12 protein-coding genes are annotated in these 14846 nt (G+C 44.9%); all 12 read left to right on the top strand.

Going from position 1 to position 14846, the window contains the following annotated elements; all coding sequences use genetic code 11:
• Positions 1–350: 350 nt before the first annotated feature.
• On the top strand, positions 351–1961 hold the full coding sequence (locus E2626_RS00865) for a gamma-glutamyltransferase family protein (RefSeq protein WP_134378670.1): 1611 nt from the start codon (positions 351–353) through the stop codon (positions 1959–1961).
• A 36-nt stretch (positions 1962–1997) separates the two neighbouring features.
• Positions 1998–2525, top strand: a complete 528-nt coding sequence (locus E2626_RS00860; protein ID WP_134379299.1) for a chromate transporter — start codon at positions 1998–2000, stop codon at positions 2523–2525.
• Entirely contained in the window at positions 2522–3052 is a 531-nt protein-coding gene (locus E2626_RS00855; RefSeq protein WP_134378668.1) for a chromate transporter, read from the top strand. Before E2626_RS00860 ends, E2626_RS00855 begins: the two co-directional genes overlap by 4 nt.
• A gap of 33 nt (positions 3053–3085) precedes the next feature.
• Positions 3086–3916 (top strand): DUF1028 domain-containing protein, encoded by an 831-nt coding sequence (locus E2626_RS00850; RefSeq protein WP_134378666.1) that lies wholly within the window; start codon positions 3086–3088, stop codon positions 3914–3916.
• A 532-nt stretch (positions 3917–4448) separates the two neighbouring features.
• Positions 4449–5429, top strand: coding sequence for a nuclease-related domain-containing protein (locus tag E2626_RS00845; RefSeq protein ID WP_134378664.1), 981 nt, complete (start codon positions 4449–4451; stop codon positions 5427–5429).
• A gap of 449 nt (positions 5430–5878) precedes the next feature.
• Positions 5879–8386, top strand: a complete 2508-nt coding sequence (secA, locus tag E2626_RS00840) for a preprotein translocase subunit SecA (protein ID WP_134378662.1) — start codon at positions 5879–5881, stop codon at positions 8384–8386.
• A gap of 223 nt (positions 8387–8609) precedes the next feature.
• Positions 8610–9714, top strand: a protein-coding gene (prfB, locus tag E2626_RS00835) for a peptide chain release factor 2 (protein WP_134378660.1) whose coding sequence is annotated in 2 segments (ribosomal slippage) — positions 8610–8681 and positions 8683–9714 — 1104 coding nt in all. Because the reading frame shifts where the segments join, the coding sequence is not laid out codon by codon here.
• 260 nt (positions 9715–9974) lie between these two features.
• Positions 9975–10844 carry a YitT family protein gene (locus E2626_RS00830; RefSeq protein ID WP_134378658.1) on the top strand — a complete coding sequence of 290 codons (870 nt, stop codon included), beginning with the start codon at positions 9975–9977 and terminating at the stop codon, positions 10842–10844.
• 53 nt (positions 10845–10897) lie between these two features.
• On the top strand, positions 10898–11218 hold the full coding sequence (gene cccB / locus E2626_RS00825) for a cytochrome c551 (protein WP_134378656.1): 321 nt from the start codon (positions 10898–10900) through the stop codon (positions 11216–11218).
• A gap of 248 nt (positions 11219–11466) precedes the next feature.
• Positions 11467–12153: a cell division ATP-binding protein FtsE gene (gene ftsE, locus E2626_RS00820; RefSeq protein WP_134378654.1), complete on the top strand. Its 687-nt coding sequence runs from the start codon at positions 11467–11469 to the stop codon at positions 12151–12153.
• Positions 12143–13027 (top strand): permease-like cell division protein FtsX, encoded by an 885-nt coding sequence (ftsX, locus tag E2626_RS00815; protein WP_134378652.1) that lies wholly within the window; start codon positions 12143–12145, stop codon positions 13025–13027. Before ftsE ends, ftsX begins: the two co-directional genes overlap by 11 nt.
• 217 nt (positions 13028–13244) lie before the next feature.
• Positions 13245–14663, top strand: a complete 1419-nt coding sequence (locus E2626_RS00810; protein ID WP_134378650.1) for a murein hydrolase activator EnvC family protein — start codon at positions 13245–13247, stop codon at positions 14661–14663.
• Positions 14664–14846: the final 183 nt, after the last annotated feature.

Here is a 14846-nt window from a genome sequence, read left to right as displayed (position 1 = left end):
GTGCACTCACCGCGCAAAACAGTGCATCCGATGCCCGGGCGGCGTGAAGCAGCATTTGATGCACTTCGGAAACAGGGTCTTAGAGTCTAAAAGGCATGAAGTGGGTGGGTGGACAGCCGAAGTGTGTGGATAGGACATCGAATTCGGTGGTTTGTGCACTCGCTGGGCGATCTTGTGCACTCAACCCGGGTGTGTCGTACACTCACCGGCCAAAACAGTGCATCGGGCGTCATGGCAGTGCCCAGACCCGCTTCTACCCGCTCCACGAAAACAAAACTAGAATTTTCCCTCAATTTAGACTATAATAATACTCATTGATTCGTAAATCGAAATAAAAGGGGCGTACATATATGACAACAGATTACTTATACCATCCATTTGCATCTCAACGTAATACAGTTTTTGCTAAGCGCGGAATGGTCGCGACAAGTCAGCCGCTAGCTGCACAGGCAGGGCTTGAAATTTTACAGCAGGGCGGTAATGCGATTGATGCAGCGATTGCGACGGCTGCTGCACTGACGGTCGTTGAGCCGACTTCGAACGGGATCGGCGGCGATGCGTTTGCACTTGTGTGGACGAAGGATAAGCTTCATGGACTAAACGCGAGCGGTCCGGCACCGAAGTCTATTTCAATAGAAGAAATGAAGAAGCGCGGTTATGAAAAAATGCCGGTGTTCGGTGTTGAGCCGGTAACAGTTCCAGGTGTGCCGGCAGCGTGGGCAGAGCTTTCTGAGAAACATGGCAAGCTTCCTTTTGAAAAGCTGATGGCACCTGCGATCCGTTTAGCGGAAGAAGGCTATCCTGTGTCACCGGTTCTCGGGAAGTACTGGAAGTCTGCAGCTGAGAAGTTCAAAGAGATTTTCAAAGACGACGTCTACAAATCATGGTTTGACACATTTACACCTGAAGGACGTGCGCCGGAAATTGGTGAGATGTGGTCTTCTAAAGGGCATGCTGAGACGCTAAAAGATATTGCTGAAACGAAAGCGGAGAGCTTTTACAATGGAGGTTTAGCTGATAAAATTGACGCTTATATGAAGGAGCACGGCGGCTATTTATCAAAAGAGGATCTTGCAGCGTTCAAGCCTGAATGGGTCGATCCTGTTTCGGTCAACTACCGCGGCTACGATGTGTGGGAAATCCCGCCGAACGGCCAGGGCATGATCGCACTGATGGCGCTGAATATTGCGCAGGGATTTGAGTTTGATGAGTTCCAGAGTGCAGAAACCTATCATAAACAAATTGAAGCAATGAAACTTGCATTTACAGATGGAAAAGCGTTCATCACTGAGCCTGAGGACATGCCGATTTCAACTGAAGAGCTTTTATCTAAAGGGTATGCAGATAAACGACGTGAGCTGATCGGTGACAAAGCGATCGATCCTGAGCCAATGGAGCTTCCAAAAGGAGGAACAGTTTATCTTGCTGCAGCGGATGATGAAGGGAATATGATTTCTTATATTCAGAGTAATTATATGGGCTTTGGTTCGGGTGTTGTTGTACCTGGAACGGGCATCGGCCTCCAGAACAGAGGGCATGATTTCAGTCTCGATGCTGAGCATCCAAATGCGTTAAAGCCTGGTAAACGAACGTATCATACGATTATCCCGGGCTTTTTAACGAAAGACGGTCAGGCAGTCGGTCCATTTGGCGTGATGGGTGGCTATATGCAGCCACAGGGGCATTTCCAGGTGGCAGTGAATACGATTGATTTCCATTTGAATCCGCAGGCAGCGCTTGATGCGCCGAGATGGCAGTGGATGAACGGGAAGACGATTCATGTTGAGCCACACTTCCCGAACCATTTAGCTCAGGCACTTGTACGCAAAGGACATACAATTCAGGTAACAACAGACGGCGGATCGTTTGGACGTGGACAGATTATCTGGCGCGATCCAAAGACGGGCGTATTAAAAGGCGGGACAGAATCCCGTACAGACGGACAAATTGCAGCGTGGTGATTAAAATTGACGAATAGTAAACAGGGCGGTCTGTTCATGGGGTTTTTCAGAGTCGGCATTTTCGGCTTTGGCGGCGGACCGTCATCCATTCCGCTCGTTCATAAAGAAGTGGTGGAACACTATAAATGGATGAGTGACGAAGAATTTTCAGATGTACTGGCGCTCGGGAATGCAATGCCGGGGCCAATTGCAACAAAAATGGCAGGTTACATCGGCTATCGTGTCGGCGGGATATTCGGCATGATTAATGCAGTGTTTGCTACAACGTTTCCTTCAGTCGTGGCGATGATTGTGATGCTGATGGCACTGAACGCTTATCGTGACGTCTCCTGGGTAAACGGTATGTCAGAAGCAGTGGTGCCTGTGGTAGGTGTCCTGCTCGCCGTGCTAACATGGGATTTTGTGAAGAAATCCAAAAGTGCATTTGGCTGGGGAAAAGCAATCGCACTGATTTTGGGAAGCTTTGTGCTGCTTGAAATGGCAAATGTTCATCCGGCTATTTTAATACTTGGCATTCTGCTTTATGCATTGCTGCTTGGCGGAAAGCGGGGTGCAAAAACATGATATACTGGGAAATCTTTTTAGCATTTTTTATTCCCGGCATTCTCGGCTACGGTGGCGGACCGGCTTCCATTCCGCTCGTTGAAAATGAAGTCGTTGACCGTTTTGGCTGGATGACGACACAGGAATTTTCAGAGGTACTCGCACTAGGGAATTCTCTTCCGGGACCGATCGCAACAAAAATGGCGGGCTATATCGGCTATGCTGAAGGCGGTATTTTAGGCGCAGGGGTTGCGCTGTTTGCGACAATTGCTCCATCTCTTATATTAATGGTTGTCCTGCTCGGTTTAATCATGAAATACAAAGATTCACCGCGCGTGAAAATGATGTCTACGCTCGTCCGCCCGACAATCGCAGTGCTGTTAGGTGTGATGACATGGGGCTTTTTCGCGGATGCAATCGAGGCTACAGGCACGGTACAGACAGCCGTACTTGCAGTGATCAGCTTTGTTCTGCTTGAACGATTCAAGGTGCACCCTGCATTTGTGATTGCCGGCGCACTGGTTTACGGAGCGGTTTTCTTAGGGTAGATATAAGCATCTTGATTTAAGGGAGTGCTGAAAATGACGTATTCAATCGTGGGTTATGATCCGGTAGAAAAAGAATGGGGTATTGCCACACAATCTAAATTTCTGGCAGTCGGTGCAGTTGTACCGCATGCGGTAGCGGGTGTTGGAGCAGTTGCCACACAATCATACGCAAACACAGCTTACGGTCCAGAAGCGATGACGTATATTATGGCCGGGAAAACGGCTGAAGAAACGATTGAACTTTTGATCAAAGAAGATGAAGACCGCGCCTATAGACAGGTTGGAGTGATTGACAACCAGGGGAATGCGGCTACATACACAGGCGAGCAGTGCTATGACTGGGCAGGCGGCATGACTGGCAAAAACTTCGCCATTCAGGGGAACATTCTCGTGGAAGGAACCGTGGAGTCAATGGCACGTGCGTTCGAAAATGCGGAGGGTCAACCGCTCGCTGACAGACTTTTGGCATCACTAGCTGCTGGCCAGGCTGCCGGAGGAGACTCAAGAGGGCAGCAATCTGCAGCGCTTTTAGTAGTAAAAGAAAAAGGCGGTTACGGCGGCTATAACGACCGTTTCATTGATCTGCGTGTTGATGATCACACTACCCCGGTTGACGAACTTGCAAGAATTTACCGCATGCACCAGCTGTATTTTGCGCCGTCAAAAAAAGAATTTATTATGCCCATTGAAGATGAAGTCGAGAAAAAACTTGAACTTCAACTCGTACGGCACGGCTACCTGAAGGACGCCATCACAATCGATAAAGCACTGAGAAATTACCTCCATACCGAAAACTTCGAAATGCGCGAGCAGGCAGAGGGTTATGTGGATATGGAAGTTGTAGAGTATATGGAAAGAAGCTAAAGCCGGGCTGCTGCCCGGTTTTTGTTTTTGGGTTGGGGGTTATGCTATGGTGCACAGTCTCAGTTGCCGCCATTTTCGGCTGAGCGGTAGCAATCAGCGTTCAGGCGGTAGTAATACACACGGGAAGTGGTAGCGATCGACCCGTGAAGTCGTAGCAATCCCCCATTTGTGATGTCCTATCCACTTACAAAGTTGCTGCACTTCATACTCTTGATGCATTTAAGAAAATAAAAGACAGTTTCCCAAGTGCATGCAGGGCCGGGTGTGATTCACGGACTCAGTTGCCGCCATTTTCGCCTGAGCGGTAGCAATCAGCGTCTGAGTGGTAGCAATCCACCAGTGAAGTCGTAGCAATCCTCCGCTCAAGTGGTAGCAATCGCACATTTAAGAGGTCCTATCCACCTGCGAAATTGCTGCACTTCACTCTCTTGATGCCCTTAAGTAACTAAAAACTCTACTGGTATACAATAATTTCTCGTAATTAAGTCTCTTCTGAAATATAATAAATCTATCTTCAGAAAGGAGTGAAATTTTGTATACGAACGAAAGATTCCCCTCTATTAAACACCAGTCATATCAAGCCATGATCAGGCGACTCCCCAAAAGCCATCCGAGCTATCAAAGACTCCTGAATAAAAAAAGTATAGAAGACTCAGGATTGCATGGTGAAATGTATTTCGATCAGGTAGCATCAAAATTACTATCCCCAACATGTCTCCATTTAAAAAACTCCTTACTTACGCTATTTAAGGAAACGTTTCAGGTCGACTCTATTATTATCACCCCATATTTTATATTAATCAGTGAAATTAAAAATATGGTAGGAAATTTGATTTTTGATAAAAAAGGAGGCAGCCTAACGCGAATGTTAAATGGTCAAAAAGAGTATTTTACATGTCCGTTATTTCAAGTTTCCAGGCACACTGAATGTGTTGAATACCTATTAAATCAGTTAAATATCTCAGTCCCTGTTATTGATCAGGTCATATATACCAACCAGTATGTTGAGTTTACAGTAAAAGATTCAGAGATCGACATTTATGAAAAGATTCTCCGCATTGAGCAGTTTACTTACCACTATCGAAAAATTATAAAAAATTACCCTCACAAGCACCTCACTGAAACGCAAATTAAATTTATCTATCAAACCCTTCTTCAAAGAAATGTCCTCCCGTTTTGGAATAATCATCTTACCCTATTAGGTATCTCTCGTGATGAAATAATTAAAGGTTTTATATGTCTGGAATGTAATAACATTGCTGAAACTGCTTATGGAGGATGGCGTTGTCATACTTGTCGTAAGCGGGTGGATCACATGTTTTATCAAAATATGATTGATTATTTTTTGCTGAGTGGCTACACAGCTAAATCAAGTGATTTGAAAGATTTTCTTGCCATGTCAAGTAACAGGCAAGTGCTCACTTATATAAATAAAATTGACATTCAATCAGAAATGGTAGGGAGGCAAAGAATATTTTTTAGTCCTATTCATGCCAAATCTACATTCGAATGAGGGGGAAAGTCGCGTTTTCTGCAGGAGTGGTAGCAATCGCACATTCATGATGTCCTATCCACAAGCAAAATCGCTGCACTTCACCCTCTTAATTCTCTTAAGAAACCCAAAGACTTTTTCCTAAGTGCATGCAGGCTAAGTTGTTGCTAATTTCAGCTGGGCGGTAGCAATCAGCGTCTGAGTGGTATCAATCCACCAGGGAAGTCGTAGCAATCACTCAAACAACTTGGAGCAATCCACCCAGGAAATCGTAGTAATCAAGATTGATCAGCGTCATGCCCGCTACCCACCATCTCACATCCTCCAATTCTTGTATCCACACTTCACTAGTGATAAGATAATTAGGTGTATACGTATGTTTAAATTGAACGCAGCAGGGGTATACCTTCTGCTTACATTTCGAAAAGCAAGGACGGTTTTTTCCGCCCGATATATAAAGGAGCGTTAACATGTCTGGAATTTTGAATAAAATTTTTGATGGTAATAAGCGTGATGTGAAACGTTTTGATAAAGTGGCTGAACAGGTAATTGCGAAATCGAGTGAAATTGAACAGCTTTCTGATGATCAGCTGCGCGGAAAGACTGAAGAACTTAAAGCACGTTATGAAAATGGTGAAACACTGGATGATCTGATGCCTGAAGCATTTGCCGTGGTTAAGGAAGGTGCTAAGCGTGTGCTTGGACTGGATCCATATCGCGTTCAGATGATGGGTGCTGCTGCACTTCATGAAGGTAACATTGCTGAAATGAAAACCGGTGAAGGTAAAACGCTGACGTCTACAATGCCGGTTTATTTAAACGCGCTTACTGGCAAAGGCGTGCACGTTGTGACAGTCAACGAATATCTTGCCAGCCGTGATGCTGAGGAAATGGGCCATCTGTATAACTTCCTCGGTCTGACAGTCGGACTGAATTTAAACAGTATGGAAAAAGATGAGAAGCGAGAAGCCTATTTAGCTGACATTACGTACAGCACGAATAATGAACTCGGCTTTGACTATTTGCGCGATAACATGGTGCTTTATAAAGAGCAGAAGGTTCAGCGTCCATTGCACTTCGCTGTCATTGATGAAGTTGACTCAATTTTAATCGATGAAGCGAGAACACCGCTGATCATTTCGGGACAGGCGCAGAAAAATACACAGCTTTACATTCAGACAAACGCATTTGTCCGTAATCTCAGAATAGAAGAGGATTACACGTACGACGAGAAGACAAAGGGTGTTCAGCTGACTGAAGACGGAATTACAAAGTCAGAGAAAGCGTTCCGTATTGATAATCTGTTTGATTATGCGCACGTGACATTGAACCACCACATTACTCAGTCGTTAAAAGCGCATGTATCAATGAAGCGCGATTTCGATTATGTAGTCGAAGAAGGCAAAGTTGTGATCGTTGACCAATTTACAGGCCGTCTGATGAAAGGCCGTCGTTACAGCGATGGACTTCACCAGGCAATTGAGGCAAAAGAGGGTCTGGAGATTCAAAATGAGTCAATGACAATGGCTTCAATCACATTCCAGAACTACTTCCGCCGTTATGAAAAGCTGTCCGGTATGACAGGTACAGCGAAAACTGAGGAAGAGGAATTCCGCAATATTTATAATATGAGAGTTGTTGTAATTCCGACAAATCGGGAAATTGTACGTGATGACAAAGCAGACCTGATTTTTGCTTCTGTTAAAGGGAAGCATATGGCGGCAGTTGAGGATATCGCGGAACGCCATGCGCAGGGGCAGCCAGTGCTTGTTGGTACTGTGGCAATCGAAACGTCTGAACTGATCGCAAGCGAATTGAAGAAAAAAGGCATTCCGCATAACATCCTGAATGCGAAAAATCACGGCAGTGAAGCACAAATCATTACGGATGCCGGTAAACGTGGCGCTGTAACGATTGCGACGAACATGGCCGGCCGTGGTACAGATATCAAGCTTGGCGACGGAGTGAAAGAGGTTGGCGGTCTGGCAGTTATCGGTACTGAACGTCATGAATCACGCCGAATCGATAATCAGCTTCGTGGTCGTGCAGGACGTCAGGGAGACCCTGGAGTTACACAGTTCTATCTTTCGATGGAAGATGATCTGATGCGCCGCTTCGGATCAGATAACATGAAAGCGATGATGTCACGCCTTGGAATGGATGATACACAGCCGATCCAGAGTAAAATGGTGACGCGAGCAGTGGAATCAGCTCAGAAACGCGTTGAAGGTAACAACTTTGATGCGCGTAAACAGCTTCTGCAATACGACGATGTATTGCGTCAGCAGCGTGAAGTCATTTACACAGACCGCGATGAAATTCTTGAGTCTGAAAACCTGCGTCACATCGTTGATAAAATGGTTGAAACATCTGTCCATGATGCAGTTGACGTACACGCTCCAATGAATGAAGAGAGAAAGAACTGGGATCTGAAAGCTCTTGAGAACTATATCTTTGCCAACCTGCTTCCTGAAGGCGTCGTGACAGCTGAAACGCTTGAAGACAAGTCGAATGATGAAATGAAAGCACTCATCATGGACGAAGTCACAAAGCGTTACAATGAGCGTGAAGTAGAACTTGGTGAAAGAATGCGTGAGTTTGAAAAAGTCGTCCTTCTCCGTTCACTTGATACGAAGTGGATCGACCATATTGATGCAATGGACCAGCTGCGCCAGGGTATCCACCTTCGTGCATACGGTCAAATCGACCCGCTGCGCGAGTATCAGAACGAAGGCTTTGCGATGTTCGAAACGATGCAGCAGTCTGTGAATGACGAAGTGACGAAGTATATTATGAAAGCCGAAATCCGCAGTAACCTCGAACGTCAGGAAGTTGCCCAGGGGCAGGCAGTGAACCCGAAAGAAGACGGCGAAACAAAGAAAAAAGTCCAGCCTGTCCGCCGCGAAAACAACGTGGGCCGCAACGATCCATGCCCATGCGGCAGCGGGAAAAAATATAAGAACTGTCACGGAGTTTAATTGGATCTGTGATTAGTATCTTTGTAGTATGACTTAGATATATTATGACAAGACTCAGCTGGTGATTGGAGTGGGGGACGTAGACTCTCGCCCCGAAAAGGGTTAGGTGAGATCCCGCAAGGCGAAGCCTGAGGAAGCTCACCGCCCGGGGCAGGAAAGCGAAGTCCCCCACGGAAATCACCAGCGGTTTTTTAAAACAATTTAACTTTAAGGTGGAACTCAAATGGAATTATCAGACGTAAGAAACGAGCTCGAAAAAACAGCCAAAACACTGGCTGACTTCAGGGGGTCTCTTTGACTTAGAAAACAAAGAGGCAAAACTCGCTGAAATCGATGAACTGATGGTTGACCCAACTTTCTGGGATGACCAGCAAAAAGCGCAGGGAATCATCAACGATCAAAACGCATTAAAAGATGTTGTGAATGGCTATCAAAACCTGGTCGACACTCAGGAAAACCTGGAAGTGACACACGAGCTTTTAAAAGAAGAGCCGGACGAAGAGATGCACGCCGAAATGGTTTCTGAACTGGCGGCATTCCGCAAAACGCTGGATGATTTTGAATTGCAAATGCTGTTAAGCGAACCTTATGATAAGAACAATGCGATACTTGAACTGCATCCGGGTGCTGGCGGTACTGAGTCTCAGGACTGGGGATCGATGCTGCTGCGCATGTATCAGCGTTGGGGTGAAAAGCGCGGTTTTAAAGTAGAGACACTGGACTATCTTCCAGGTGATGAAGCTGGCATTAAATCAGTGACAATTCTATTTAAAGGTCATAACGCGTATGGCTATTTAAAAGCAGAAAAAGGCGTACACCGACTTGTGCGTATTTCGCCGTTTGATTCATCAGGTCGCCGTCACACATCATTTGTGTCGTGTGACATCATGCCTGAATTCAATGATGAAATTGAAATTGAAATCCGCACTGAAGATCTGAAAGTGGATACGTACCGTGCAAGCGGGGCCGGCGGTCAGCACATTAACACGACTGACTCAGCTGTCCGTATCACGCACATTCCAACCGGTTCGGTCGTGGCGTGTCAGTCTGAGCGTTCACAGATCAAAAACCGTGATTCTGCGATGAAAATGCTGAAGTCAAAACTTTATCAGTTAAAGATTGAAGAGCAGGAACAGAAGCTTGCTGATATTCGTGGTGAGCAAAAAGAAATTGGCTGGGGAAGCCAGATCCGCTCGTACGTATTCCATCCGTATTCAATGGTGAAAGATCACCGCACAAGTACGGAGTCAGGAAACGTACAGGGCGTCATGGACGGAGACATTGATCCGTTTATTAACGCGTATCTGCGTTCTAAAATTAATAATTAATGTGTGGGAGGTCCGCTGCCTGGGTGCAGCGGATTTTTTTGCGGAAGAAAGGTAGACCCGGGACAGACCCGTTTCTACGCAACCGGCCGGAGAGTAACGGTCACATGTAGCGCTGTGACGGCAGTTAGACCCGGGCAAGGGCAGCCTTCACCCAGACTCTTCACCGCACTAACGCTCTAGCATGACAATATTCACAGAAATGTCTCTACATGCTATACTCTCTAGCGGTGTAGACTTGAATAGAGAAAGGATGACAGTCAATGGGCAAGCGAAATCGCCGCGGTCAGAGTGAACCGAAAGCATGGCACGGGGCAATTGACTATGTATACGTAATCATCGGGGCATTATTTGTCGCGATTTCTTTTAATGTATTTTTACTTCCAAATGCGGTCGCTTCGGGCGGCACAAGCGGGATTAGTACAATTTTAAATGGACTGTTTGAGTGGCGTCCTGCTATTGTGCAGTATGCTTTTAATATTCCGCTATTTATCGCAGGCGTGATTTTGCTCGGCAAAAATTTCGGACTGAAATCATTTGTCGGTACACTCGCACTGCCTGGGTGGGTATTTTTGACGGAGAATTGGGCACCATGGACAGAGGACCCTCTGCTTGGCGCATTATTTGGTGGGATTGGTGTTGGAATTGGTTTAGGAATCGTATTTAGAGGTAAAGCATCTACAGGCGGTACAGATCTGGCTGCTCAGATTATACATAAATACAGTGGCTTGGGACTTGGGACGAGTATTGCAATGATTGATGGTTTGATCGTGCTCAGTTCAGCAATTGTTTTTAGCATTGAGCAGGGGTTATATGCACTGATTGCCCTCTACGTTACGAGTAAAACAATTGACCTTGTTCAGGTCGGATGGCAGCGCTCGAAAATGGTGCATATCATTACAAATCGTCAGGAAGAAATCAGCCGTGCGATTTTTGAAGAAGTAGACAGAGGTGTGACAAAGCTTTCAGCATACGGTGGTTACACAGATCGTGAACGTCCGATCCTAATGTGTGTCATTGATCAGACTGAGTTCACTAAATTGAAGAATGTAGTAAAAAAGATTGATCCGAATGCTTTTGTGATTGTAAATGACGCATCTGAAGTGTTAGGTGAAGGTTTTAAAAGAGATTAAATTGTTATTTTAAGAAAAGATTTTACATTATTTTAAAGATGAGGTGGATATTGATGAAAAAATGGTGGTTAGGTGTTGCACTGGGATCTGCAGTTTTACTTGGAGCATGTGGAGGCGGAGAAGAGGAAGCAACTGATACAGGCTCTTCAGCCGGTGAAATGGATCCTGAAGAGATTTTTATTGGAAATTGCTCTGGCTGTCACGGTGATAATCTTGAAGGTGCAAGCGGTCCAAACCTGCAGGAAGTAGGTTCGAGGCTGAGTCAGGATGAAATTCTGAATGTGATTCAGCAGGGGCAGGGAAGCATGCCTGCTGGTTTAATTGAAGGTGAAGAAGCAGAAGTAGTTGCAGAATGGCTGTCAGAAATGCAATAATATAGCCGAAGTTGAGCATCTTTTTCCAAATTGGAGAAAGATGCTTTTTATATTTCATTGACGAAATGAAACTGTAATATAAATGTCGTTAACAAAATTCGCTAGAATGATATAATGTTCTTGTGCCTTCAGCAGAAATCCTGCAAAATTAGCTATTTAATCCTATTGTGCAGCGAATCATGGCACTTACACCAGTCAGCTAAGTACAGTCATCAAGGAAATTTAAAGATAAGGTGAGTATTTTTTATATGATACAGATGAATGAAGTATACAAGAAGTACCCCAACGGAATCATGGCTGCAAACGGATTTGATGTGAAGATACAGTCCGGAGAGTTCGTCTATGTAGTCGGACCAAGTGGAGCTGGTAAATCTACATTTATCAAAATGATCTACCGTGAAGAAAAGCCGACAAAAGGTAACATTATGGTAAATGGAATCGATATTGCGAAACTGAAGAGCAAACGTGTGCCTTACTTACGCAGAAATATCGGTGTGGTTTTTCAGGATTTTAAACTCCTGAATAAGCTGACTGTTTACGAAAATATAGCTTTTGCTTTAGAAGTAATCGAAGAACAGCCAAAGGTAATCAAGCAGAGAGTAATGGAAGTGTTAGATCTAGTTGGATTGAAACACAAAGCCCGCATGATGCCCGATGAGCTTTCCGGAGGGGAACAACAGCGAGTATCTATCGCACGCTCCATCGCAAATTCACCTAAAGTGATGATTGCAGATGAGCCTACAGGAAACCTTGATCCGGAGACTTCATGGGAAATTATGAACTTGTTTGAAGAAATTAATTCACGCGGCACAACGATTATTATGGCTACGCATAACCGAGAAATTGTGAACACAATCCGCCACCGTGTCATTGCCATTGAAAATGGTGTCATTGTCCGTGACGAACAGCGGGGGGACTACGGTTATGAAAGCTAGAACTTTATCAAGGCATTTCAGAGAAAGTTTTAAAAGTCTTGTGAGAAACGGATGGATGACATTTGCATCTGTCAGTGCTGTAACTGTAACATTGCTCTTAGTCGGCGTATTCACAGCTCTAATGCTCAATATGAATAAAGCCGCTGATGATATTGAAAATGATGTTGAAATGAATGTCTACGTTGAGCTCGAAGCCGATGAACAGGCAGTATCCACGCTTGAACAGGAAATTGAACGGCTCACCGGTGTTGAATCCGTTGACTATTCAACGAAAGAAGAAGAATTATCCGGTCTGATTGACAGTTTCGGTGAAGAGATGGCACTGTTTGAACAAAATAACCCTCTTCGCGATAAATTTGTCGTCAAAGCCGTTGACCCGAGACAAACTGAACGTCTCGCTTCCCAGATCGGTACGCTTGAAAGTACACACTCTGTCGAATACGGCGAAGGAAAAATCGATCGGCTATTCAGCATCCTTGAAGTCAGCAGGAATGTCGGTGCCGTTTTGATCTTCGGTTTATTGTTTACCGCAATGTTCCTGATTTCAAACACAATTAAGATAACAATTGTTGCAAGAAGAACAGAAATTGAGATTATGAAGCTGGTTGGCGCGTCTAACTGGTTTGTCAGAATTCCATTCATACTCGAAGGAATCTGGCTCGGCATTATCGGCTCAATCCTGCCGATCGCAGCCGTATCAATGATCTACTACAATGTCTATGAATATATGGAGCCACGGCTTGAAAATTCATTCATACAGATCCTTGAGTTTTCACCGTTTATTTATCAAATTAACGCATTAATTCTACTGATGGGCGTCGTAATCGGCGTATGGGGAAGCTTTATGTCCGTCAGAAAATTCCTGCGCGTATAAAAAATTATTGAAATCCACTGATAATTTTGTTTTACAGCTGGGATTGGAGCGTAAGGCGGCGACTCCAGCATGAACGACGGACAGGTGAGACCCCGCAGTGCGAAGCACGAGGAGGCTCACCGCCGTCCATGCGGAAAGCGTCCGCCTGAAGCGGAAATCAACAGCCAATTTTTACAGAGAAAAAAGAAATGCTAGATTCGAAGGGAGAACAATATTTGTGAAAAAGTCATTCGTCAGCCTGTCATTAGCAGCAGCATTAATTGCAAGCAGCATACCTGCACTTAACACAGCTTCTGCTGAATCATTAGACAACTTAAAAGAAGAACGTTCATCAATTGAGAATCAAAGAGAAGAAGTCAGCGGTGAAATCAGCACTACCAATAACCGCATTGAAAAGATTGTAAAAGAGCAGGAGAAAGTAACTGCTGAAATTAAAAAGCTTGATAGTAAAATTGAAGATACAACTGATAAAATCAATGGCGTAGCTGGTCAGATTGATGAGACTAATGCGCACATCGCAAAGCTTCGCGGAGAAATTGAAGAATTAAAAATAAAGATTGAAGAGCGTACGGCGCTTCTTGAAGAACGCGCACGTGCGATTCAGCTTACAGGCGGTTCAGTAGACTATGTTGATGTACTGCTGGGAGCTGAAAACTTCGGTGACTTTATCGACCGTTTCTCAGCTGTTAACACATTAGTATCAGCTGACCGTAAAATCATGGAAGAACAGCACCAGGATAAAGTATCTCTTGAGCAAAAAGAAGAAGAAGTGAAGCAGCAGCTTGCTGAACTTGAAGCTCAAAAAGCTGAGCTTGACGGCTTAAAAGCTGATCTTGATTCTCAAAAAGCAGACAAGAATTCTCTTATGGAAGAACTTGAAGCAAAACAGGCAGAGCTTGAAGATGAAAAATCCAAGCTCAAAGAAAAAGACGGAGAACTTAAAAACCTTGCAGCAGATGTAGAAGACCGCATTGTTGCTGAACAGGAACGTCTTGCTGAACTTGCAAGACAGCGTGAAATCGAGCGCCAGAAAGAACTTGAGCGTCAGCGTAAAGCAGAGGCAGAGAGAGCCGCAGCAGCAGAAGCGGCCGCAGCAGAAGCCGAGGCAGCAGCACGTGCAGAAGCAGCAGCTGCTTCACAAACAAGCAGATCGTCGTCAAGCAGTTCAAGCAGTGCTTCGACACCTGCACCTGCACCACAGGCAAGTGCACCAGTATCAGCTGGAGACTGGGTTAATCCTGCAAGCGGAAGAATCACAACTGAATTCGGTTATGACATTCTGAACGGCAAGCCAAGATATCACTATGGAATTGATGTTGCAAATGGAACAGGATCATCAATCGTTGCAGCAGCTGGCGGTTACGTTGTTGAAGCATCATCAGGTAATAACGGCGGCTACGGTAACATGATCTTAATTACACACAACATTAATGGACAGACTTTCACAACAGTATATGCTCACTTAAGCAGTATCGGCGTATCTAATGGCCAGTATGTAGAAAAAGGTCAATATATCGGCGGTATGGGTAACACAGGATTTTCATTCGGATCTCACCTTCACTTCGAAATTCACGAAGGACAGTGGAACGGATCTAAGTCAAACGCTGTTAACCCGCGTAAATATATCTCATTCTAATCTAGCAGACTCCCAAACTTTGGTTTGGGAGTTTTTTTATTGAGCGGCACAGTGGGGACGGAGTTAACTGCGACACTTTTAGAATCATTCTAAAAATGAATCACTTAACTCCGTCCCTAGTGTGCTGCATAAATAATGGAAATCACATTCAACCTGCACTAAAAAATTACCAGACATAATCAA

The sequence above is a fragment of the Jeotgalibacillus salarius genome, assembly GCF_004405125.1.
Taxonomy (GTDB): domain Bacteria; phylum Bacillota; class Bacilli; order Bacillales; family Jeotgalibacillaceae; genus Jeotgalibacillus; species Jeotgalibacillus salarius.
Note: the sequence above shows the minus strand (reverse complement) of the source record. Positions and strands in the feature narration are given on the sequence as shown.